The following is a 20,941-nucleotide window of genomic DNA, read 5'->3' as shown; positions in this document are numbered from 1 at the left end:
ATCTCCCCGCCCCAGCTGTTAACGGACGCCGCCCATGCCCGCCGCTCCCGACTTTCCGCCTGCCCCGGACGCGATCAAACCTGTCCGCGCCCTGATTTCATTGTCGGACAAGGCGGGGCTGGAGGATGTCGCGCGCACACTGGCCGGTCTAGGCGTCGAGCTGGTCTCGACCGGCGGCACCAAGGCGGCGATCGCGGGCTATGGCCTGCCGGTCAAGGACGTGGCCGATCTGACCGGCTTCCCGGAAATGATGGATGGTCGGGTGAAGACCCTTCACCCCGTCGTGCACGGCGGCCTGCTGGGCGTGCGCAACGCCCCGGCCCATGCCGCCGCCATGACCGAGCACAATATCGGCGCCATCGATATCGTCTGGATCGACCTCTATCCGTTCGAGAAGACGGTCGAGGACGGCGGCGGCTTTGAAGCGGCCATCGAGAACATCGACATCGGCGGCCCGGCCATGATCCGTTCGGGCTCGAAGAACCACGGCCACGTCGCCGTCGCCGTGGACGGCGAAAGCATCGGCCTGATCCTGGAGGCCCTGAAGGCCGACGGCGCGACCACGCTGAGCCTGCGCAAGCAGCTGGCCGCCCGCGCCTTCGCCCGCACCGCCGCCTATGACGCCGCCGTGTCGTCGTGGTTCGCCGGGCAACTGAACGACGCCGCCCCGGCCCGAAAGTCGATCGCCGGCTCGCTGGCGCAAACCCTGCGCTATGGCGAGAATCCGCATCAGACCGGCGCCTTCTACCGCACCGGCGAACGCCGTCCGGGCGTGGCCTACGCCGAACAGGTCCAGGGCAAGGAGCTGGGCTACAACAACATCGCCGACGCCGACGCCGCCTATGAGCTGGTGGCCGAGTTCGAAAGCCCGGCCTGCGTCATCGTCAAGCACGCCAACCCCTGCGGCGTGGCCGTCGGCGCCACTCTGTCGGAAGCCTACGTCCGCGCGCTGGAATGCGACGCGGTCTCCGCTTTTGGGGGCGTCATCGCCGTCAACCGCCCGCTGAACGGCGACGATGCCCGCGCCATCACCGGCATCTTCACCGAGGTCGTCATCGCCCCCGGCGCCGACGAGGAAGCCAAGGCCGTCTTCGCCGCCAAGAAGAACCTGCGCCTGTTGATCACCGACGGCCTGCCCGACCCGCACGGCGCCGGCGAGGTCTTCCGCTCGGTGGCCGGCGGCTTCCTGGTGCAGTCGCGCGACCGTTCGCTGATCAAGCCGTCCGACCTGAAGATCGTCACGCGCCGTCAGCCGACGCCCACCGAGATTCAGGACATGCTGTTCGCCTTCACCGTGGCCAAGCACGTCAAGTCCAACGCCATCGTCTACGCCAAGGACGGCCAGACGGCAGGCATCGGCGCCGGCCAGATGAACCGCCGCGACAGCGCCCGCATCGCCGCCATCCGCGCCAAGGAAGCCGGCGAGGCCAAGGGCCTGGCCCATTCTCTGGCGCAAGGGTCCGCCTGCGCCAGCGAAGCCTTCTTCCCCTTCGCCGACGGCCTGCTGGAAGCCATCGCCGCCGGCGCCACGGCGGTGATCCAGCCGGGCGGTTCGATGCGCGACGCCGAGGTCATCGCCGCCGCCGACGAGAACAACATCGCCATGGCCTTCACCGGCGTGCGCGTCTTCCGGCATTAAGCCGGAGGTCCCTCTCCCTTCTGTCATCCCGGGGCGCGCAGCGAACCCGGGACCCAGGCGGCGGCTTCACGCGCGGCGTTTTCGGTCGCGGGCGGGCCGCTGAACCGCCTGGGTTCCGGGTCGGCTAGCGCCGCCCGGAATGACGGCTGGGTTGGGCGCTCAGTCCTCGATTACCTCGTGCGCGCCCGCGCGGCCCAGGCGCCAGTAGCCGGCCACCTTCATCCATTTCGGATTGAAGGCGCGTGCGGCCAGCAGGGCGGCGCGCATCGAGCGGGCGACCGAGGTTTCGCAGGCCACCCAGATATAGGCGTCGCTCGGGTCGATCCGCCCCGCCGCCGCGACCGCCGCCGCCGTCAGGGCCTCAGGCCGACCGCGCGCGCCGCCGTTGCGATGCACCCAGACGATCTCGACCTCGGCGGCGCTGGTCAGAGCCAGTTCGCCCGAGGCGTCGGCCACCTCGATGCAGGCGACAGCCCGCGCTCCGGCGGGCAGTTCCTCCAGCCGTCGGGCGATGGCGGGAATGGCCGCCTCGTCGCCGACCAGCAGATGCTCGGCGAAGCTGGTGGGGACCAGAAACGAGCCCCGCGGCCCGCCCAGCCCCAGTTCGTCTCCGACCTGCGCGTCCTCGGCCCAAGCCGTCGCCGGCCCGCCGTGACCGACGGCGAAGTCGAGGGTCAGTCGCCGGTTCGCGGCGTCAAAGGCGCGCGGAGTATAGTCGCGCGCCACAGGTTTCGGCTCGGCGAAGACCGGCCCGTCCGCCCCCACGGTCGGCAGGACCACCGCCTGACCGCGCGGCGCCGGGAAGATCTTCACATGATCGTCAAAGCCGGGGCTGAAGAAGCCCTCCAGTTCGTCGCCGGTCAGGACGATGCGCTTCAGCACCGGCGTCAGTTGCTCGACCGCCTCGACGCGGGCGCGACGGAATTTCAGCTCGTGCCGAACCCGGCGCGGCTGGCGCAGATGGGTCTCGCTCATGCCTGCCGCACCTTCTCGGCGGCGGCCTCCAGCAGGTCGGCGATGGCCTCGACCTCGGCCTCGGTCAGAGGCGGCTCCTGGGTCAGGCGTTGATGCGTCGCGGTGCGCAGGGCCTCGATGGCCTGGGCGATGCGCGCGGGGCGGTCGGGGCGTCCCCGCAGAGCCCTCATCTTCATCTCGATGTGGGCCAGGGCCTCGGTGTTCTCCGTCAGCAGACGGCGGCCCTCGTCGGTGATCGCATAGCGTTTCTTGCCGCCCTCGGCTTCGACGCTGACCGCGCCCATGTCTTCCAGCAGGGCCAGGCTGGGATAGATGACGCCGGGGCTGGGGGCATAGGTCCCGCCCATGCGGCTCTCGATGCCCTTGATCAGTTCATAGCCGTGGCTCGGCTTGTCGGCGATCATCGACAGCAGCACCCAGCGCAGGGCGCCGTGCTCGAACATACGCCCGCCGCCGCGCCGCCCGTGGCGCTCGCCGCGCATCCGGCCTTCGCCGCCCATGCCGGGGCCGCGCCCGCCTTCAGGGCGCATAGGACGGCCGTGACCGCCCCTGTCGAAACCGTGGCCGCCGTGACACCCGCGTCCAAAGCCGCCGCCTGTGTTCTCGATCCTCTTGGAGCCTCTCATATCGCTCTCTCGTCTTTCATTTAGATATATCGAACTGCCACATAGATATATCGATATATCGAAACCGCAAGACCCCTTTCCTCGAAAACGCGAACCTCTAAGCTGGGCCGATGGATACGCTCGACGCCCGCTGGGCCATGCTGGAACCGCACACGACCGTCGTCGGACCCGAGGACGACCTGCCGCGTCCAGCGGTGCTGCTGTTCCACGGCTGCGGCGGTCTGCGCGATCACCTGCCGCGCTACGCCGAGGCGGCCAAGGCGGCGGGCTGGCGCGCTTTCATCGTCGATTCCTACGGCCCGCGCGGCTGGAACCGGGCCTTCACCCTGACCACGGTCTGCACCGGACTGGTGCTGCGCGGCTATGAGCGGGCGGGCGACCTGCTGGCGGCGATCAAGGGCATCTCACAGCGCCCCGACGTCGATCCGACGATGCTGTCGCTGGCCGGCTGGAGCCACGGCGGCTGGTCGATCATGGAAATGATGAGCGAGGACCCGCAACCGGGCCGCATGGGCGTGGCCGACCCGGCGTCCTGTGACCTGTCGGGGGTCAAGGCGGTGTGGCTGGCCTACCCCTATGTCGGGACCTGGGCCTTCAACAAGATGAAGCCCTGGCGGCACTGCCCGCGCGTTCTCGCCATGACGGCCAGGCGCGACCACCTGACCACGGTGTCGAACGCCGAGCGGGTCAACGCCATGATCCGCGACTGCGGCTCCGAGGTCGAAAGCTGGATCGCCGAGGGCACCCACGCCTTCGACGAGCCGACCAGCAACGGCCCCATGCGCCACCACCCCGAGCTGACGCTGGAGGCCCTGCGCCGCTTCACCGCCTTCCTCAGGGACGTGGCCCCGGAGGCCTAGCCCAGACGGGCTGTGACCGTGATCTCGGACCGCACCGAATGGGCCATGTCGCAGTGCTCGTGCGCGGCGTGGTGCAGGGCGTCCAGCTCGGCCTGGTCGGGCTGGCGGCCTGTGAAGGTCGTCACCGGCTTCAGGGCGACGCGCGCCAGATAGCGCTTGCCCGCCTCGTTCTTGTCCAGCTCGCCCGAGGCCTCGTCCAGATAGCGATCGACCACCAGGCCCGCATTGGCGGCGAAGGCCAGGAACCACAGCATGTGACAGCTGGACAGGGAGGCGACCATGGCCTCCTCAGGGTCCACGCCCGCCGGGTCCGACATCGGTACGGGCACGCCCGAGGGCGCCGACGACCCCGGCACCACCGCCCCGCCGTCGAAGCGCCAGACGTGGGCGCGGCTGTATCGCTTGTCGACGAAGGCCTGGTCGCCCCGCGTCCATTCCACTGTTGCGCCGTGACCGCTCATGTCGCTCTCCCGTTCAGGTTTCCGCCGAGCCTAACATCCTCATCGCCATTTCGCTGCGCACCTCGAAACCCAGGGCGCGATAAAGGGCGATGGCCCCGGCGTTGTCGGCGTAGGAATGCAGGAAGGCCGTCTCCCCACGCGCCAGGATCTGTTCGATCACCGTCCGCATCAGGGCCCCCGCATAGCCGCGCCCTCGCGCGTCGGGGTGGGCGCAGACGCCCGAGACCTCGGTGAAGCCGTCGGGCTTCATCCGCTCGCCGGCCATGGCCATCAGCCGACCGTCCTGCTTGACGCCGAAGAAGCCGCCCAGCTGATGCGTCCGGTCGAAGAAGGGACCGGGCTCGGTCAGGGCGGCCAGCGCCCGCATGGCCGGAGCGTCGGCCTCGGTCAGAGGCTCGATCATGATGTTGCGCGCCTTGGCGGGCGTCAGCTCGACCAGCACCATCTGCGCCAGCGTCGCTTCCTTGAGCGCGACCAGACCCGGCGGCACGGGCGGCGCGACCGCCTCGACCGTGGCGATGATCCCCTCGGGGCGCTCCAGCACGGCCATGGCCGCCAGGCTCTCGGGCGACTGATCCACGCTGGCGGCGAAGACGCCGTAGCCGGGGGCGAAACGCAGCGCCCCGTCGGCGCCGACCGCCAGAGACGCCTGGCGCTCCGAGGTCAGCGCGCTCCAGACAGGACGGTCGAGCGGGTGGCTCACGGCCTCAGCCCCGCCAGAAGCCGACGATCTTCTTGACCTCGTCCACCACCGGCTGAGCTGTCTCGCGGGCGCGCTCGGCGCCGACGGCCAAGGCGCGGTCGATCTCGGCCGGGTCGGCCATCAGGCGGCGCATCTCGGCCGTGACCGGGGCCATTGACGTGACGGCCAGCTCCGCCAGCCTGGGCTTGAACGACCCAAAGCCCTGACCGCCGAACTCGGCCAGAACGGCCTCGCGCGTCGTGTCCGACAGGGCCGCATAGATGGCCACCAAGTTCTTGGCCTCAGGCCGCCCGTCCAGACCCTCGACCGTGTCGGGCAGGACATCCATGTCCGACTTGGCCTTCTTGATCTTGGCCGCGATGGTGTCGGCGTCGTCGGTCAGGTTGATGCGCGACAGGTCCGACGGATCGGACTTCGACATCTTGGCCGCGCCGTCGCGCAAGGACATGACGCGCGTGCCCGGTCCCTGGATCAGCGGCTCCGGCTGGGGGAAGAAGCCGGGAACCCCGAAGTCGTTGTTGAACTTGGCGGCGATGTCGCGGGTCAGTTCCAGATGCTGCTTCTGGTCCTCGCCGACCGGCACCTCGGTCGCCTTGTAGAGCAGGATGTCCGCCGCCTGCAGCACCGGATAGGTGTAGAGGCCGACGCTGGAGCGTTCCTTGTGCTTGCCCGACTTCTCCTTGAACTGGGTCATCCGGTCCAGCCAGCCGAGGCGGGCGACGCAGTTGAAAATCCAGGCCAGTTCGGCGTGGGCCGGCACCGCCGACTGCGGGAAGATGGTCGCCTTGGCCGGGTCCAGCCCCGCCGCCAGATAGGCCGCCGCGATCTCGCGCGTCTGGGCCGCCAGCTTCTCCGGCTCCTGCCAGACGGTGATGGCGTGCATGTCGGCGACGAAGACGAACAGGGGCGCGCCGGTGTCCTGAAGTTCGGTGAAGCGCTTCAAGGCGCCCAGATAGTTGCCCAGGTGCAGGGCGCCGGAAGCCTGGATGCCGGACAGGATGCGGCGCGGGCCGGCATAGGCGGGCGCAGCCGGAGCGACGGAGGCCGGGGTCTGGTCAGTCATGGGATTTTCTCGGGAAGCGTAAAGGCTGGAATTCGGCGCACGCGCAGGCGTGCGGAGGCAGGCGGTGAACAGTCAGCCGCGCCATCGCCGGGCGATAAAGGGATGTCCCGAATAAGCCATGCCCTCGCGCTTATCGCCTCGGGGCGCGAAGGGCAAGCTTACCGACCCTTGCGGATCAGCCCCTTGATCTCGCCCACGGTGATCGCGCGGGTGGCGAAGGCCAGGACGACATAGGTCAGGCCCCCCGCCGCCACGACGGCCAGCAGGGTCAGCTCCTTGGCGCCGTGGTCCGCGCCGATCACGCCCAGCAAGGCTTCAACGGGCGCTTGCAGCAGGGGCCGGGCCCAGGAGGCGAGGCCGACCACCAAACCCAGACCGACGCTGGCCAGCAGGATGCGAACCAGACGCGAGGCCGCCGCCGGGCTGGGCCGATAATGCCCCCGCCGCCACAGGGTCGCGCCGAGCAAGAGGGCGTTGGTCCAGGCCGCCGCGCTGACCGCCGCCGCGATGCCGGAAATTCCCATGCCCAGGTTGAACAGGCCGATGGCCAGGGCGGCGTTGACCGCTACGGAGACCAAGGCGAAGGCCATGGGCCGCCGCGTGTCGCCGCGCGCGAAGAAGGCCGGGGCCAGGATGCGGATCAGGACGAAGGCCGGCACGCCCCAGCCGAACTGGAACAGGGCCTGGGCCGTGTTGACGGCGTCGATCTGAAGGAATGCGCCGCGCGTGAACAGGGCGTCGATCAGGAAATAGGGCATGGCCATCAGGGCCGCCGCCGCCGGCAGGGTCAGGGCCATGGACAGGGCCACGGCCTCGTCCATCGAGGCCTGCTGCTGGCTGTGATCCTTGGACGCCACCGCCGCCGACAGCTTGGGCAGCAGGGCGATGCCGATGGCCACCCCGACCAGGCCGAGCGGCAGTTGATACAGCCGGTCCGCCGTGGCCAGCCAGGTCCGCCCGCCGGCCACGAAGCTGGACAGGTTGCCAGAGATGAAGACGTTGATCTGGGTCGCGCTATTGCCGATGGCGGCGGGCACGGCGGTGATGATGATGGCCTTCACCGCCGGGGTCAGTTTCGGCATGGTCAGGCGGATATTGGCGCCCGCCTTCCTCGCCGCCCACCAGCACAGGCCCGCCTGGGCCACGCCGGCGACCAGCACCGCCCACGAGGCGGCGTAGGCGGCGCCGATCTGATCGCCCTGGGCCGGGATGACGGCGGCCAGCATGATCAGGTTCAGCAGGATGGGATAGGCCCCCGAGACGATGAAACGCCCGCGCGCGTTCAGCACGCCGCTCAACAAGGCCGCGACGGCCATGCAGGGCAGGTAGGGCATGGTGATCTGGGTCAGGATCACGGCCAGCTTGAAGCGGGCCGGATCGTCCAGGAAGCCGATGTTGATGACGGTCATCAACCACGGCATGGTCAGCTGGGCCAGGATGGTCAGGACCACGGTGACGGCGGCGACGGCGGCCAGGGCGTCGGTGGCGACCTGATCGGCCACGGCCTGCCCTTGCGTCTTCAGCGTCTTGGCGTAGGCCGGCACGAAGGCGGCGGCGAAGGCCCCTTCGGCGAAGATGCGGCGGAACAGGTTGGGGAAGTTCAGGGCGGTGTTGTAGGCGTCCGCCGCCGGGCCCGCCGAGGCCCCCAGCGCCGCCGAGATCACCACGTCGCGCGCGAACCCGGCCAGACGGCTGAGCAGGGTCATGGCGCTGAAGATGGCGGAGGAGCGCATGACGCCGCCGCCCTTGGGGGCCTTGCCGTCAAGGGTCGTCGAGGCGGCGGGCGGCTGAACCATCGGCTCCACCGTAGCATTGGCGGCTGAAATCGGCGCAGCCGGTTCGATGGGGTCGGTCTTGTCGTTCACGGCTGTTCCTGCGCTCGCCCGACCATCGCCTTAGCGCGCCCGCGTCGCGCTGGATACGGGCTTGCGCCCGACCTCGCCTTCCAGATCGGAGACGTCGCGCACGCTGGCCCGCACCGGCACGATGCGGCGCCCGGCCGGACCCTGCGGCGCGCGGTCCAGAACCGCGATCAGCGCGGTCTTCAGCGCCGCCAGCCGGGCCGCGTCGCTCGGCTTACGGCCGTCGGCGTCGGTGATGTAGAAGCCGTCCACCGCCCGCTCGCCGAAGCTGGCCACGTGGGCCGAGCGGGTCGAATAGCCATGCTCTGAAATCGTCCGCGCCAGATCGGCCAGAAGGCCCGGCCGGTCGGCGCCCGAGACCTCGACCACCACGGCGCTGGTTCCGGCCTCCATGTCGATGCGGACCACCGGCCGGACCTCGAACACGGCGCGGCGCGCACTGACGCGCGGCGTCTCGACCGCCGAGGCCCGCGCCCCCTTCTGCGCCGCCCGCTCCAGCGCCTTGACCAGGATGGCCAGGCGACGCGGTTCGCGCCGGCCATAGGCTTTTCCCGCCCCGTCCTGGATCTCGAACACGTCCAGCGCCGTACCGTCCTCGGCGGTGGCCAGGCGCGCTCCGACCACGTCGGCCCCCGCCTTGGCCAGGGTCGCGGCCAGGTCGGCGAACAGGCCGGGTCGGTCCACCGCCGCCACCGCCACCCGCGCCGTGGATTCCAGCAAGGTTTCCGGCGGCAGGGCCTCGACCGCCGCCCCTTCGCGTCGGGCGCGCTCGACCAGGGCCGGGTGGTCGATCAGCGGGTCCTCGCGCGTCACGGCGTCGCCGCGGAACAGGGCCTCCGTCGCCTCGAACAGGGCGCGCATCAACTGCCCCTTCCAGCCGTTCCACACCCCCGGCCCCACGGCGCGGATGTCGGCCACGGTCAGGACCATCAGCATCCGCAGACGTTCCGGGTCGCCCACCGCTTCCGCAAAGGCCCGCACCGTCGAGGGGTCGGACACGTCGCGTTTCTGCGCATAGTCGCTCATCAGCAGGTGATGGCGCACCAGCCAGACCACCAGCTCGATCCGGCGCGGATCGACGCCCAGCCGTTCGCAGGCCCGGCGCGCAGCGATGGCCCCGTCTTCCAGCTGCCCCCGGTCGCCGCCCTTGCCCACGTCGTGCAGCAGCATGGCCAGCATCAGCACCTCGATGTCGGCGATGCGGGGGATGATGGCGGTCGAGGCCGGGTGTTCGGCCTCCAGCTTGCCGCGCGCGATGTCGTTGATGACGCCCACGGCCTGAAGCGTGTGCTCGTCCACCGTATAGGCATGATACATGTTGAACTGGGTCTGGCCGACGATCCGGCCCCATTCGGGCAGGAACCGGCCCAGCAAGCCGGTCTCGTTCATGATCGACAGGACGCGGTAGGGTCGTTGGCCATGGGCCAGCACCGTCAGCAGGGCCTCGGCCGCGCGCGGGTCGCGCCGCAGGGCCGGCGTCACCAGCGACAGGGCGCGGATCACGGCGGCGAAGGCGTCCGGGTGCAGGTCCAGATCCAGCCGGTCGGCCTCGACGAACAGCAGCAGCAGCCGCACCGGATCATGGGCGAAGACCCCGCCCCCCGTCACCGTCAGCCGCCCGCCCTCAACCGCCAGACCGTCAAAGGCCAGCTTGACCCGGCGCCGGGGGATCAGCCGCGACAGGCCGCGCGCCAACCCTTGCGCCTTCTTCTGCTGCCGCGCCTCTAACTGGGCCGAGACGGCGCGGGTCAGGGCCCCGACTTCGCGCGCGACCTGGAAATAGCGGCGCATGAAGCGCTCGACCGCCAGTTCGTCGCCGCGCCCACGCCAGCCCATGCGCCGGGCGATCTCGGGCTGGTAGTCGAAGGTCAGCTTTTCTTCGGCCCGCCCCGCCGCCAGATGCAGGTGGATGCGCACGCTCCACAGAAAGCCGATGGCCTCGCGGAAGCTGCGCAGCTCGCGCGCGCTCAGCAGGCCCTCTAGCGCCGCCTGCCCGCGTTCGCTGTCGGGCGCCAGGGACCGGGCGATCCAGAACAGGGTGTTCAGGTCGCGAAGCCCGCCCTTGCCGTCCTTGATGTTGGGCTCGACGCGATAGCGCACCGCGCCTGTTTTTTGCAGGCGAACGTCGCGCTCTTCCATCTTGGCGGCGATGAAGGGGCGGGGATCGGCCTTGGCGACCTCGGCGCGGAACCGCCGCAGCAGGTTCTCGCCAAGGGCCGTGTCGCCGGCCAGCACCCGCGCTTCCAGCAGGGTGGTGCGCACCGTCATGTCGTCGCGCGCCAGCGCCAGGGCTTCCCCGACCGAACGCGAGGCCGAACCGACCTTCAGCCCCAGATCCCACAGGACGTAGTGGACGAATTCAATCACCGCCTCGGCGCGGGCGCTGGCGCTCTGGCCGGGCCGCAGAAACAGCAGGTCGAGATCGGAAAAGGGCGCCAGGACGCCGCGCCCATAGCCGCCGACGGCCAGCAGCGACAGGCGGTCCTGCGGCGCCGGATGCAGGATCTCGGTCGCCACCCGCCACAGGCTGGCGAGCATGGCGTCGGCCGCGGCGGCGTAAACCCGCGCGGCCTCGGCCCCGTCGATCCCGCCCTCCAGTCGCCGGGCCACGCGGGCGCGCTCGATGGCGAAGCTCTCGCGCAGAACAGCGGTCACGGCGGCGCGCGCATCGGACGCCGAGGCGGCCTCGACCAGACGCGGATCAAGAGGGGCTGAAGGGGTCACGTCCACAGTCATAACACGCCCCTTCCTTTTCGCTCATCCCGGCGTCCGCCGGATGAGCGGACTTCAGGCCTTCGCCAAGCCCTTCAGCCGATACAGCGCCTCCAGAGCCTCGCGCGGGGTCAGCTCGTCGGGATCGATGCCGGCCATGGCGTCATCCAGCGCCGAACTGATCGGCGCCGGCGCCGGCTCGGCCACGGCGGCGAACAGGGGCAGGTCGTCCAGACGCGCCGCCGCCGCCTTCTCGCTCTCCAGCCGCTCCAGCACCTCGCGGGCGCGGCCCACGACGGCGCTCGGCACCCCCGCCAGCTTGGCCACCTGCACCCCGTAAGAGCGGTCCGCCGCGCCGGGCGCCGCCTCGTGCAGGAAGACCAGATCGCCGTTCCACTCGCGCGCCTTCATCGACAGGTTGCAGACGTGGTCCAGCCGTTCCTCCAGCCGCGCCAGCTCGTGATAGTGGGTGGCGAACAGGGTGCGGGCGCGATTGGTCTCATGCAGGGCCTCGGCCGTGGCCCAGGCGATGGCCAGACCGTCATAGGTGGCGGTGCCGCGCCCGATCTCGTCCAGCACGACAAAGCTGTGCGGCGTGGCCTGGGTCAGGATGGCGGCGGTCTCGACCATCTCCATCATGAAGGTGGAGCGCCCGCGCGCCAGATCGTCGCCGGCCCCGACCCGGCTGAACAGCCGGTCCACCACGCCCAGCCGCATGGCGCGCGCCGGCACGAAGGCCCCGGCCTGGGCCAGGACCACCAGCAGGGCGTTCTGGCGCAGGAAGGTCGACTTACCGGCCATGTTGGGACCGGTGACAATCGACAGCCGCGACGCGCCCTGACCATCCCCGGCCAGGCGGCAGTTGTTCGGGGTATAGGGATCGCCTTGCGCCGTCACCGCCGCCTCGACCACCGGATGCCGCCCGGCCTCGACGTCGAAGCACAGGCTGTCGTCCACCACGGGGCGCACGGCGCCGACCTCTTCGGCCCATTCCGCCAGGGCGGCGTGGGCGTCCAGTTCGGCCAGGGCCTCGGCCACGCCCTGCAACGGCCCGGCCAGCCGCGCCACTTCGCGCCGCCAGGCTTCGAAGGTCTCGCCCTCCATGGCCAGGGCGCGATGCCCGGCCTGGCTGATCTTGGCGTCCAGTTCCGACAGCTCGACCGTGGTGAAGCGCACCTGATTGGCAAGGGTCTGACGGTGGATGAAGGGGCTGTCGGGTCCCGCGCGCAGCAGGCCCTCGGCGGCTTTCGCGGAGGTTTCGAGGAAATAGCCCAGCACGGCGTTGTGGCGCACCTTGAAGGCCACGCCGCTCTCGGCCACCGCTCGGGCCTCAAGGTCGGCGACCACGCGGCGGCTGTCGTCGCGCAGGGTGCGGGCGGCGTCCAGTTCGGGCCGATGGCCGGGGTTCACGAAGCCGCCGTCGCGCGCCAGATGCGGCGGCTCCTCGATCAGGCCGTCGCCCAGATCGGCCAGCAGATGCGACAGCTCGGCGTCCAGCGTCAGCCGGTCGAGACAGGCCAGCACCCGCGCGGGCGGCCCCGCCAGAGGGTCGCGCGTCGCGGCGGCGAACAGCCCGGCCAGTCCCTGCGCCGTCGTCAGGCCCGAACGGATGGCCGCCAGGTCGCGCGGTCCGCCGCGCCCCAGCGCCAGCCGCGACGTCGCCCGCGCCACATCGGCCGAGGACCGCAGCCCGTCTCTCAGATCGCGGCGCAGGTCGCGCCGCTCCAGCAACCATTCGACCGCATCCAGCCCGGCGTTGATCGCCGCCGGATCGCGCAAGGGCCGCGAGATGCGTTCCGCCAGCGCCCGCGCCCCGCCCGACGTCACGCTGCGGTCGATGCAGTGCAGCAGGCTTCCGTCGCGCTCGCCCCGCTGCGTCCGGTCGATCTCAAGGCTCAGGCGCGTCGCCGGGTCGATGGCCAGAAACCCGCTCTCGCCCGAGCGGCGCGGCGGGGCCAGGGCCGGAATCTTGCCGGCCTGGGTCGTCTCCAGATAGGCGGCGATCAGGCCCAGCGCCGAGACCTCGGCCTCCTCGAAGGCGCCGAAACCGTCGAGCGCCGACACCCCATAGAGCCGCTGCACCCGGTCGCGCGCCCCGACCGGCTCGGCCAGGGCCTGGGGCATGGCCTGAACCACCCCGCCGGAGCCGTCCAGCGCGCCCTTCAGCGTCTCGTCCGAGAACAGACGATCGGGGACCAGAACCTCCGACGGCCGGAACGCCGCCAGCGCTGCGCCCAGATCGCCGAGGTCGCAGGCCACCGAGTCCACCGCCCCCGCCGACAGTTCGACCACGGCCACGGCGGCCCGGCCCTTGCGGATCGCCACGGCGGCCAGACGATTGGCCCCGCGCGCGTCCAGCAGGCTGTCCTCGGTCAGGGTGCCGGGCGTCACCACCCGCACCACCCCGCGATGCACCACCGCCTTGTGACCGCGCTTCTTGGCCTCGGCGGGGGCTTCCAGCTGCTCGCAGATGGCGACCTTGAAGCCCATGCGGATCAGCCGCGCCAGGTAGCCGTCCAACGCATGGACCGGCACCCCGGCCATGGGAATGTCCTCGCCCTGGTGCTTGCCGCGCTTGGTCAGGGTGATGCCCAGGGCCGCCGCCGCCTTCACCGCGTCGTCGAAGAAGAGCTCGTAGAAGTCGCCCATGCGGAAGAAGAGGATGGCGTCGGGCTGATCGGCCTTGGCCGCCAGGAATTGCGCCATGACCGGCGTGGTTCCGGCTTCGGGCTTCAGATCAGCTTGCGGGGGATGGGCGAGGGGCGCGTTCATACGCGGCGCAAGGTGACGGATCGGGGCGCCCGCCTCAAGCAGGATCGGCGGCGATCATGCACAGGCGGGCGTAGAAGACCGCCGCGCCTGTGGATCAGGCGGCGTTGCTGACGTGTAGGCGCAGACGCGAGGCGACGGCGGCGGGGGCTTCGTCCAGGGCCAGGGCGTCCCAGTCGATGTCCGGCTTGGCCGCGTGCGAGGCGGCGACGATGGCGCGCAGCTCGGCGGCGGAGGCCACGCTGGCGATCACCGAGGCCACGCCGGGCAGGTTCAGGGCATAGGCCAGGGCCGCCTGCATCGGATCGACCCGCGCCTCGGCCAGACGTCGGCGCGTGCGCGACAGGGCCATGCCGTGCGCCGCCATTTCGGGCGGCAGGCTGTCGCGGTTGGCGAACAGCAGACCCTGAGCGAAGACCGAGGCCAGATGCACCTCGACGCCCTGTCCGGCCAGGGCCTCGATGACCCCGCTGCGCGCGGCGCGCTGGTCCAGAATATTGCAGGCGACCTGCACCACGTCGGGCTGGAAGCGGCGGGCGATCAGGGCCGGGCCGTCCTCGACGGTGGCGACGAAGCCGATCTTGCGGAAGATCCCCCGCTCCTTCAGCGTCTGCAACCGGCCCCACAGGGCGCGGCCCTCGGCCCCGGCCAGATCGGCGGCGTTCTGCACCAGGACGGCGTCGCCACGCGGCAGGCCCATGCGCTCCAGCGAACGCCGGGCGCGGGCCTCGACCCGGTCCAGACCGTCGGCCAGGGGCACGGTGCGCGCGGTGACGCGGAAGGGCGAGGGGAACGGCCAGGCCTGACCCAGCAGACGCTCGACGTCGCCCTCGGGCCGGGTCGCGACCAGACCGACGCCCGCGTCGCCCGCCGTTTGCAGCAGATGGCGCATGGCGTCCTCCCGCTGGCCGGGGGGCAGCGGTCGGGACCGTTCGGGCTCAGTCACCACAGCGATGGCGAGCCGGTCGGCTGGAGAGGGCGGGACGGCGAATCTCACGACGCCGATATTCCGCGCCAAAGCTTAAGGGAGATTGACTGAAATCAATGCCGTTGGTGAACGAACAGGCTTAATCCGCATCCGGCTGATTATCAGGATGCGCCACGATGAAGGCCGGATGCAGGTCCGCCCGCATCTCGATCTCCAGCAGACGCGGAAATGCGGTCAGATCGACGTTGAAACGCCGCGCCGAATAAATCTGCGGGATCAGGTAGCAGTCCGCGAATGTCGGGGCGGCGCCGAAGCACCAGCCCTCGCCGTGGCGCACCACCAGGGCCTCCAGCGCCGCAAAGCCGTCCGTGATCCAGCGCCCGGCCCAGGCGTCCACCCCCGCCTGATCGGCCCCCAGTTCCCGCACCGCCTTTAGCACCCGCAGATTGTTCAGCGGATGAATGTCACAGCCGATCAGGGCCGCCATGGCGCGCACCACGGCCCGGTCAGCGGCGTTCGAGGGCAGCAGGGCCGGGGTCGGATGGGCCTCCTCCAGCCACTCCAGAATGGCCGGGCTCTGGGTCAGGACCAGGCCGTCATCGGTCTCCAGGGCCGGGACCAAGCCCTGCGGATTCAGCCCCAGATAGGCGTCGGACTTCTGTTCTCCCGTGCGTAGATCGACCGGCGCCGTCTGATAGGTCAGCCCCTTCAGATTCAGGGCGATGCGGGTGCGATAGCTGGTGCCCGAGCGCCAGTAGCCGTGCAGGATCATGGCTGCACCGTGAAGCTGAGCGGGGCCAGACCGTCGATGGTCGCCTCGACCCGGTCGCCGGGAACCAGAGGCCCGACGCCCTCGGGCGTGCCGGTGAAGATCAGGTCGCCGGGCTGCACGGTCCACAGCGCGTTCGCTTGGGCCAGAATGCCCGCCGGGTCCCAGATCATGTCGGACAGACGGCCCGACTGGCGCGTCTCGCCGTTGACCTTCAGTTCGATGATCGCGTCGGGGTCAGGCAGGACGCCCAGCGTCAGGGCGCCGCAGGGCGCCGACTGGTCAAACGCCTTGCCGGCCTCCCACGGTCGCCCCTTGGCTTTCGCTTCCGATTGCAGATCGCGCCGCGTCAGATCGACGCCGACAGCCCAACCGACGATGGCGCCGCCCTCGCCTACGGCGACGACCAGTTCGACCTCATGATGCAGGTTGGCCGTGGCCGACGGATAGGCCGGATCGGCCCCGTCCACGACCAGGGCGTCGGCGGGCTTGGAAAAGAAGAAGGGCGCGGGCTTGTTCGGATCGGCGCCCATTTCGCGAGCATGGGCGGCGTAGTTCTGGCCGACGCACAGGACGCGGCGAACGGGGAAACGACGCGCCTCGCCGAAGATGGGCAGGGAAGGCGTCGGCGCGGGAGGGAACAGCCATTGGGTCATGACGTTGTTCTAGGACGACGCCCTGTCCGACGCCAGAAGACGGCGTGCGCCGCGACCCGATCCTTGCTGCCTTGCAGGAACCTTGGTCGTCGGTGTGGCGTTCGGGGCGGGGGTTCTCTATTTAATCGTCAAGCTTTCAAACGCAGCGGAGCGCGCATCATGGCCACCACCAAGGCTCGGGAAGACATCAAGAACGACCTGAAGACCCTCAAGGAGGATCTGAAGACCGGCGCGCGCGAGGAAACGCAGCGCCTGAAGGAAAAGGCCGCCGAGGCCGAAGCCCGCCTGCGCGAGCAGGGCGAGGAACTGCGCGAAAAGGCCCGCGGCTACTATGACGACGCCCGCGTGCGCGGTCGTGAATATTACGACGACGCCGCCGAGCGCTTCGAAGAAGCCCAGCGCTATGTCGTCGAGCGCGTCCAGGAACGTCCGGTGCAGTCCACCGCCATTGCTCTGGGCGTCGGCTTCGTGCTGGGCCTGCTCATCGCCGGTCGCCGCCGCTGATGTTCGGGCGGGGGCTCGTCAATCGCGCGGTCGCGACCTTCGTCGCCGCCGGCGCGGGTTTCGTGGCCATGGTCGCCCTGGGGGCCACGGTCTATTATCTGCTCGCTCTGGTCGTCCTGCCTCTGGCGGCGGCGGCCATCACCTCGGCCCTCTTTGCACTGATCGCCCTGATCATCGCCCTCGTCTTCGTGCGCCGGGCACAGGGTGAAGAGGACGAAGAGGATCATGAGCCGGAAGGCCTGGGCATGCGCGCCCTGCACCTGTTCCAGCAGCGCCCCGTGCTCGGCACGGTCGCGGCCCTGGCCGGCGGCTGGATCTTTCTGCGCAATCCGGCCCTGGCGACCATGGTGGCGGCGGCCTTTACTGAAAAAAGCCGTCCGCGCCGTCGATAAAAAGAACGGAACGGCCAAGCCTCCGGGGCGTTGTTAAGTCAGGCGGAACGATCGACGGGAGGGGTCGATGGTTTTGCTCCCGTCAACAACGTTTCGGAGGGTCGTCCATGCTTCGCTGGGCCATCATTTTCTTTATCGTCGCCTTGGTCGCTGCTGTTCTCGGCTTCGGCGGTATCTCGGGCATGTCGTTCGAGATCGCGAAATTCATCGCCATCATCGCCGTCATCCTGTTCGTGGTTTCGCTGGTCGTCGGCGGGATGCGCGGTCGCGGACCGCGAATCTGACGCAGCCTTTCGGCTGCACAAGACAAGGCCCCGGTTATCGCCGGGGCCTTTTCGTGCTTGGCGTTCAGGTGTCGGCGGCTTCCATCTGGCCCGGCGTGGCGGGATCGGGCGCCGTCTCGGCCCGGCGCGTGTCCTGACGACGCGGCAGGCGCCAGATCTGATGATCCTCGAACCTCTGCCCGGTCCAGGCCACCGCCGTCACCACGATCTCGTGCGCATCCCATTCGATGCGGTTGAAGCTCGGCGGCGCCCCGCGCTCGCGGTGCGACAGGGTCCCGCAGCCAATGGCGTAGGAACAGCGATCCGACAGGTCGATGCCCAGCGCAAACGGCACATGGACGTGGCCGGTGGTGATCAGGTCCACCCCCGCCTCGGCGAAGATCAGCGCCGCCTTGTCGCCGCGCTTGACCTCGCCGGTCATCGGCGCGCCGATCATCTCGATCAGCGGATGGTGGCAGGCCAGGATGCGCAGCGCCCCGATCGGCGCATGGCGCAGGGCCTCGGCGGCCCGCCGGGTCTGGTCCAGGTCGATGACCCCCTTTGACCAGTTGGGCCGGGCCTGCCATCCCCGCGCCGTGGTCACGCCGCGCACCATCAGATTGTCCCGGCGGAACTCATGGTCGTGGGCCGGGTGGCCGGTCGCCCGCTCGAAGGCCCGCCACGGCCAGAACAGCCGCGCCATCACGTCCCAATAAGGCACGTCGTGATTGCCCACGGTGACGAAGACCGGCTGCGGCATGGCCCGGATCCATTCGCCCGCTGCGGCGAATTCTGCGGGAAAGCCCTGCTGGGTGATGTCGCCGGTGATCAGCACCAGGTCGTGCGGCGTCGCGTGGGCGTAGTCGAGCGCGGCGGCCACGGCGTGAACATGCTCGCAACCGAAATGCACGTCCGAGAACTGGAGCACCCGCCCCATCAGATGCTGTCTTCCGCCGCCGGGGGCAGGGGGACGAGGGCCATGAAGGCTCGCGGCAAGAAGCCGATGCTCGCGTTGCGCCCCAGCAGCATGGGTTCGCCGTCGATCACCGCAGGGATTTTCGAGCGGGCGGAAACCGTGATCCAGCGCGCCGCCTGTGTGGTCACATTGGGATCATGACGCCAGTCGTCGAACAGGGCGTGGGCCGCCAGTCTGAAGGCCTGGGCCGCATCGGCGGTGTTCATCGCGGCGGCTTCCAGACCCACGGGCTCGTCCATGGCCTTGGAAATCATCGGACTGATCAACACCAGGGCCTCGGCCCGACGCTTGGCCCTGCCATCCAGGCTGAAGCGGATATGGCCGCTGAAGGCGCGGTTCAACGCCCGGCGGCTATAGAGCCACGCCAGCTTCAGCTTGCCTGTACGCATGGCCTCGCGCGCCGGCGCCCACAGGGCGGGCGCCCCCAGGATGGCGGCGCAATAGAAGGCCTCGCCCTCGACCACGCCGCCCGATACGGCCTGCGGCGCGCCCTCTTCCAGCGCCCGCTTGAGCGCCAGCTTCCAGTCGCCTGTGCCGTAGAGGGCCTTGGGCAGCATGTTCATGGTCCCGCCCGGCAGGGGCGCGATCAGCGGCCCCTTGGCCCCGGCTCGGGTCGCCACCGACCGCGCGGTGCCGTCGCCGGCCAGCACGAACAGCACGTCCGGCTTGGCCGCCAGGGCTTCACCGATCTGATCCTTGATCCGGGGGCCTTCCAGCGTGACGACGGTCGCCTCGAGCGGATAGGTCGACAGAATGGCTTCGGCCTCGGCGGCGGCCTGGGGCCCGACCCCGCCGGACAGCGGATTGACCAGAATCGTCACCCTGTTCATTGCGACATGAGGGCTGAGGCGTGGCGTTGCAGAAGGCTCGGCAGGCGCGGTGGCGTCGGTCATGGGCGGCGAACGCCTCGTTTCACGGCCCGGTTCCGTCCAACCCGGGCTCTTCGAACAAAATAATGCAAAGCTTGGTCCTTGGCCTCGGAACCGTCGCCTTTGCCCTGCGTTCTGTGGACTTCAGGGGAGCCCCCTCGGGATGAAGGACAGATCCATGAACAAGGCGATTATCGCCATCGCCGGCGCCGGCCTTCTGGTCACCGCCTGCGCCAGTGACCCGTACTACGGCGGCGGCAACAACGACCAGGCCGTGCGCCAAGGCGCCATCGGCGCCGGCATCGGCGCGGTCGCCGGCGCCATCATCGGCAACAACGTCGGCGGCGGCAATGCCGCCACCGGCGCCGCCATCGGCGCTCTCGCCGGCGGCGCTGCGGGCGCCATCCGCGGCTCCAACTCGGACCGCAACAACCAGCAGCGTTACCGCGACAACCAAGGCCGTTATTACTACTGCTACGATAACCGCCAGACCGAGTGCTACTGGGAGAACGGCCAGCGCCGCTACTAGAGCGAAATCGGTTCGGACGCGGTCGCGCCCGAACCCAGATATTCGCTCCAGCATCGTGCAGGAGCCTGATTCACGGCGTCAGAGAAACCGCAAAGCGGTTTCTCCTCAACCGATCAGGCTCCGAGGCGACTGGCGCCCGGAGGTTTTTCGGGTCAGGTTCAAGGGGCGGTCCGTTGGCGCGGGCCGCCCTTTTTTCTTGCTGCGTCTGTTTTTGCGCCCGGGGCTGGGCGTTGTTCTGAGGGCTGAATAATGAAAACGATCCTCCCTGTTGTCGCCGCTGGACTGACCCTGACGCTGCTGGCCGGCTGCGCCGCACCCGACGTCTACAAGACGCGCAGTGATCTCGTCAGCAATCCCGCCGCCTGCGGCGCCAAGCGGTTCGAGGTCTATTTCGATCAGGACCAGGCCCGCCTGACCAACGCCGCGCGCGAGGCCATCAGCCTGACCGCCACCCAGCTTCAGGGCTGCGACGTCACCAAGGTTCAGGTCCTGGGCCTGGCCGACGCCCGCAGCGGCACGGCGGCGGCCAATCAGACCCTGTCTGAACAGCGCGCCCGTTCGGTGGCTGAGGCTCTGACCGTGGTCGGCCTGCCCGCCCCCGCCTTCGAAGTCACTGGCGCCGGCGCCGAGGGGGCCAAGGTCAATGGCGTCAACGATCCCCTGCGCCGCCGCACCGAAGTGCTGATCGAGGCTAGGCCGAGGACCTAAGCTTCCCACGAAGGTTGCGTCAGTCGGTCTCGCGCCGCCGCCCACGTCGGCGGTGGCTGTCAGGACGCGCGGCGGCTAAGGTCTCGGTCCGTTCTCAACCGCCTGGTCCTCCGCCCCTTGCGCCTGCTCGCCGCCCTCCTCGTCTGGCTGACCTTAGCCGCCTCGGCCGCCGCTGCGCCCTCCGCCCTGGACGAAGCCCTCAAGGCGGGCGCCGTCGCCCCATCGGCCGGGCCGCAACGCACCGAGCGGATCGAGGCTGAACTGGTCCCGATGAGCGCCTGGGCCGCCCCCGGCTCGACCGCCATCGTCGCCGTACGCCAGAAGATTCAGCCCGGCTGGCACACCTATTGGCGTAACCAGGGGGATTCCGGCGGCCCCACCACCCTGGACTGGACCCTGCCTGCCGGGGTCAAGGCCGGCCAGATCGTCTGGCCCCTGCCCGAGCGTCAACGCCTGCAAGGCCTGATGAACTACGGCTATTCCGACGCCGTCTTCCTGCCTGTTCCCGTCGACATCCCCGCCGACGCTCGCCCCGGTCAGACGCTGCGGCTCAAGGTCGTCGCCCACGTCTTCGTCTGCAGCGACCAGATGTGCGTGCCCGAAGACCTCGATCTGGCGCTGGACCTCCAGGTTCAGGACGGCGCCGCCCCGCTGGACCCGCGCCATGGCGCGGCCAT

The 20,941-nt window shown here is 69.9% G+C and carries 21 protein-coding genes; 8 read left to right on the top strand and 13 right to left on the bottom strand.

Annotated elements, in window-relative coordinates:
* The first annotated feature begins 34 nt into the window (after nucleotides 1-34).
* The gene (gene purH, locus HX774_RS07730) at nucleotides 35-1,639 is read left to right on the top strand and encodes a bifunctional phosphoribosylaminoimidazolecarboxamide formyltransferase/IMP cyclohydrolase (protein ID WP_178825696.1); all 1,605 of its coding nucleotides are present in this window, start codon (nucleotides 35-37) and stop codon (nucleotides 1,637-1,639) included.
* 159 nt (nucleotides 1,640-1,798) lie between these two features.
* Here purH and HX774_RS07725 read toward each other — a convergent pair whose 3' ends face one another.
* Nucleotides 1,799-2,614 carry a siderophore-interacting protein gene (locus HX774_RS07725; RefSeq protein WP_178825694.1) on the bottom strand — a complete coding sequence of 272 codons (816 nt, stop codon included), beginning with the start codon at nucleotides 2,612-2,614 and terminating at the stop codon, nucleotides 1,799-1,801.
* Nucleotides 2,611-3,240: a PadR family transcriptional regulator gene (locus HX774_RS07720; RefSeq protein WP_178825692.1), complete on the bottom strand. Its 630-nt coding sequence runs from the start codon at nucleotides 3,238-3,240 to the stop codon at nucleotides 2,611-2,613. Before HX774_RS07720 ends, HX774_RS07725 begins: the two co-directional genes overlap by 4 nt.
* A 110-nt stretch (nucleotides 3,241-3,350) precedes the next feature.
* Between HX774_RS07720 and HX774_RS07715 the strand changes: the two genes are divergently transcribed.
* Nucleotides 3,351-4,100, top strand: coding sequence for a dienelactone hydrolase family protein (locus tag HX774_RS07715; protein ID WP_114817101.1), 750 nt, complete (start codon nucleotides 3,351-3,353; stop codon nucleotides 4,098-4,100).
* Here the strand turns inward: HX774_RS07715 and HX774_RS07710 are convergent.
* The 9 genes from HX774_RS07710 to HX774_RS07670 all read right to left on the bottom strand — a co-directional run bounded on the left by HX774_RS07710 (nucleotide 4,097) and on the right by HX774_RS07670 (nucleotide 16,023).
* Nucleotides 4,097-4,561: an OsmC family protein gene (locus tag HX774_RS07710; RefSeq protein ID WP_178825690.1), complete on the bottom strand. Its 465-nt coding sequence runs from the start codon at nucleotides 4,559-4,561 to the stop codon at nucleotides 4,097-4,099. The two genes, HX774_RS07715 and HX774_RS07710, sit on opposite strands and share 4 nt — an antisense overlap.
* Before the next feature lie 13 nt (nucleotides 4,562-4,574).
* Nucleotides 4,575-5,264 (bottom strand): GNAT family N-acetyltransferase, encoded by a 690-nt coding sequence (locus tag HX774_RS07705; protein WP_178825688.1) that lies wholly within the window; start codon nucleotides 5,262-5,264, stop codon nucleotides 4,575-4,577.
* 4 nt (nucleotides 5,265-5,268) lie between these two features.
* Nucleotides 5,269-6,327: a tryptophan--tRNA ligase gene (gene trpS, locus HX774_RS07700; protein ID WP_178825686.1), complete on the bottom strand. Its 1,059-nt coding sequence runs from the start codon at nucleotides 6,325-6,327 to the stop codon at nucleotides 5,269-5,271.
* Nucleotides 6,328-6,485: 158 nt separating this feature from the next.
* Nucleotides 6,486-8,192 (bottom strand): murein biosynthesis integral membrane protein MurJ, encoded by a 1,707-nt coding sequence (gene murJ, locus HX774_RS07695; RefSeq protein ID WP_178825685.1) that lies wholly within the window; start codon nucleotides 8,190-8,192, stop codon nucleotides 6,486-6,488.
* 30 nt (nucleotides 8,193-8,222) lie between these two features.
* Nucleotides 8,223-10,913: a [protein-PII] uridylyltransferase gene (gene glnD, locus HX774_RS07690; protein ID WP_370523375.1), complete on the bottom strand. Its 2,691-nt coding sequence runs from the start codon at nucleotides 10,911-10,913 to the stop codon at nucleotides 8,223-8,225.
* Nucleotides 10,914-10,976: 63 nt separating this feature from the next.
* A complete protein-coding gene (gene mutS / locus HX774_RS07685) occupies nucleotides 10,977-13,673 on the bottom strand; it encodes a DNA mismatch repair protein MutS (RefSeq protein ID WP_178825681.1) in 2,697 nt (898 codons plus the stop codon).
* 94 nt (nucleotides 13,674-13,767) lie between these two features.
* Complete coding sequence (locus tag HX774_RS07680; RefSeq protein ID WP_178825678.1) at nucleotides 13,768-14,667, bottom strand: aldo/keto reductase; 900 nt, start codon at nucleotides 14,665-14,667, stop codon at nucleotides 13,768-13,770.
* A gap of 70 nt (nucleotides 14,668-14,737) precedes the next feature.
* On the bottom strand, nucleotides 14,738-15,370 hold the full coding sequence (gene maiA / locus HX774_RS07675; protein ID WP_178825676.1) for a maleylacetoacetate isomerase: 633 nt from the start codon (nucleotides 15,368-15,370) through the stop codon (nucleotides 14,738-14,740).
* Nucleotides 15,367-16,023 carry a fumarylacetoacetate hydrolase family protein gene (locus HX774_RS07670; protein ID WP_178825674.1) on the bottom strand — a complete coding sequence of 219 codons (657 nt, stop codon included), beginning with the start codon at nucleotides 16,021-16,023 and terminating at the stop codon, nucleotides 15,367-15,369. The genes maiA and HX774_RS07670 overlap by 4 nt, the downstream gene beginning before the upstream one ends.
* A gap of 159 nt (nucleotides 16,024-16,182) precedes the next feature.
* On the opposite strand from HX774_RS07670, the gene HX774_RS07665 reads away from it, so the two are divergent.
* The 3 genes from HX774_RS07665 (at nucleotide 16,183) to HX774_RS07655 (ending at nucleotide 17,203) form a co-directional block, all read left to right on the top strand.
* On the top strand, nucleotides 16,183-16,527 hold the full coding sequence (locus tag HX774_RS07665) for a YqjD family protein (RefSeq protein WP_178825672.1): 345 nt from the start codon (nucleotides 16,183-16,185) through the stop codon (nucleotides 16,525-16,527).
* A complete protein-coding gene (locus HX774_RS07660) occupies nucleotides 16,527-16,919 on the top strand; it encodes a hypothetical protein (protein ID WP_178825671.1) in 393 nt (130 codons plus the stop codon). Before HX774_RS07665 ends, HX774_RS07660 begins: the two co-directional genes overlap by 1 nt.
* Nucleotides 16,920-17,026: 107 nt before the next feature.
* Nucleotides 17,027-17,203, top strand: coding sequence for a DUF1328 domain-containing protein (locus HX774_RS07655; RefSeq protein ID WP_105562042.1), 177 nt, complete (start codon nucleotides 17,027-17,029; stop codon nucleotides 17,201-17,203).
* Nucleotides 17,204-17,267: 64 nt separating this feature from the next.
* Here HX774_RS07655 and HX774_RS07650 read toward each other — a convergent pair whose 3' ends face one another.
* Together HX774_RS07650 and HX774_RS07645 are read right to left on the bottom strand one after the other, a co-directional pair.
* Nucleotides 17,268-18,119 (bottom strand): metallophosphoesterase, encoded by an 852-nt coding sequence (locus HX774_RS07650; protein ID WP_178825669.1) that lies wholly within the window; start codon nucleotides 18,117-18,119, stop codon nucleotides 17,268-17,270.
* On the bottom strand, nucleotides 18,119-19,051 hold the full coding sequence (locus HX774_RS07645; RefSeq protein WP_255500221.1) for a diacylglycerol kinase family protein: 933 nt from the start codon (nucleotides 19,049-19,051) through the stop codon (nucleotides 18,119-18,121). Before HX774_RS07645 ends, HX774_RS07650 begins: the two co-directional genes overlap by 1 nt.
* 154 nt (nucleotides 19,052-19,205) lie before the next feature.
* On the opposite strand from HX774_RS07645, the gene HX774_RS07640 reads away from it, so the two are divergent.
* The 3 genes from HX774_RS07640 to HX774_RS07630 form a co-directional block, all read left to right on the top strand.
* The gene (locus HX774_RS07640; protein ID WP_114817114.1) at nucleotides 19,206-19,556 is read left to right on the top strand and encodes a YMGG-like glycine zipper-containing protein; all 351 of its coding nucleotides are present in this window, start codon (nucleotides 19,206-19,208) and stop codon (nucleotides 19,554-19,556) included.
* 249 nt (nucleotides 19,557-19,805) lie between these two features.
* The gene (locus HX774_RS07635) at nucleotides 19,806-20,264 is read left to right on the top strand and encodes an OmpA family protein (protein WP_178825667.1); all 459 of its coding nucleotides are present in this window, start codon (nucleotides 19,806-19,808) and stop codon (nucleotides 20,262-20,264) included.
* 117 nt (nucleotides 20,265-20,381) lie between these two features.
* On the top strand, nucleotides 20,382-20,941 hold a 560-nt coding region (locus HX774_RS07630; protein WP_255500219.1), incomplete at its 3' end, for a protein-disulfide reductase DsbD domain-containing protein.

It is taken from the genome of Brevundimonas sp. P7753 (assembly GCF_013386595.1).
GTDB classification, from domain to species: Bacteria; Pseudomonadota; Alphaproteobacteria; order Caulobacterales; family Caulobacteraceae; genus Brevundimonas; species Brevundimonas bullata.
The sequence above is the reverse complement of the archived record's forward strand: the minus strand, read 5'-3'. Positions and strand labels throughout refer to the sequence as shown.

Bases quoted from the DNA above. Each gene is read 5' to 3' on its own strand.
- purH (WP_178825696.1), top strand. From the start codon at position 35: ATGCCCGCCGCTCCCGACTTTCCGCCTGCCCCGGACGCGATCAAACCT.
- HX774_RS07725 (WP_178825694.1), bottom strand. From the start codon at position 2,614: ATGAGCGAGACCCATCTGCGCCAGCCGCGCCGGGTTCGGCACGAGCTG.
- HX774_RS07720 (WP_178825692.1), bottom strand. From the start codon at position 3,240: ATGAGAGGCTCCAAGAGGATCGAGAACACAGGCGGCGGCTTTGGACGC.
- HX774_RS07715 (WP_114817101.1), top strand. From the start codon at position 3,351: ATGGATACGCTCGACGCCCGCTGGGCCATGCTGGAACCGCACACGACC.
- HX774_RS07710 (WP_178825690.1), bottom strand. From the start codon at position 4,561: ATGAGCGGTCACGGCGCAACAGTGGAATGGACGCGGGGCGACCAGGCC.
- trpS (WP_178825686.1), bottom strand. From the start codon at position 6,327: ATGACTGACCAGACCCCGGCCTCCGTCGCTCCGGCTGCGCCCGCCTAT.
- mutS (WP_178825681.1), bottom strand. From the start codon at position 13,673: ATGAACGCGCCCCTCGCCCATCCCCCGCAAGCTGATCTGAAGCCCGAA.
- maiA (WP_178825676.1), bottom strand. From the start codon at position 15,370: ATGATCCTGCACGGCTACTGGCGCTCGGGCACCAGCTATCGCACCCGC.
- HX774_RS07670 (WP_178825674.1), bottom strand. From the start codon at position 16,023: ATGACCCAATGGCTGTTCCCTCCCGCGCCGACGCCTTCCCTGCCCATC.
- HX774_RS07665 (WP_178825672.1), top strand. From the start codon at position 16,183: ATGGCCACCACCAAGGCTCGGGAAGACATCAAGAACGACCTGAAGACC.
- HX774_RS07660 (WP_178825671.1), top strand. From the start codon at position 16,527: ATGTTCGGGCGGGGGCTCGTCAATCGCGCGGTCGCGACCTTCGTCGCC.
- HX774_RS07655 (WP_105562042.1), top strand. From the start codon at position 17,027: ATGCTTCGCTGGGCCATCATTTTCTTTATCGTCGCCTTGGTCGCTGCT.
- HX774_RS07650 (WP_178825669.1), bottom strand. From the start codon at position 18,119: ATGGGGCGGGTGCTCCAGTTCTCGGACGTGCATTTCGGTTGCGAGCAT.
- HX774_RS07645 (WP_255500221.1), bottom strand. From the start codon at position 19,051: ATGACCGACGCCACCGCGCCTGCCGAGCCTTCTGCAACGCCACGCCTC.
- HX774_RS07640 (WP_114817114.1), top strand. From the start codon at position 19,206: ATGAACAAGGCGATTATCGCCATCGCCGGCGCCGGCCTTCTGGTCACC.
- HX774_RS07635 (WP_178825667.1), top strand. From the start codon at position 19,806: ATGAAAACGATCCTCCCTGTTGTCGCCGCTGGACTGACCCTGACGCTG.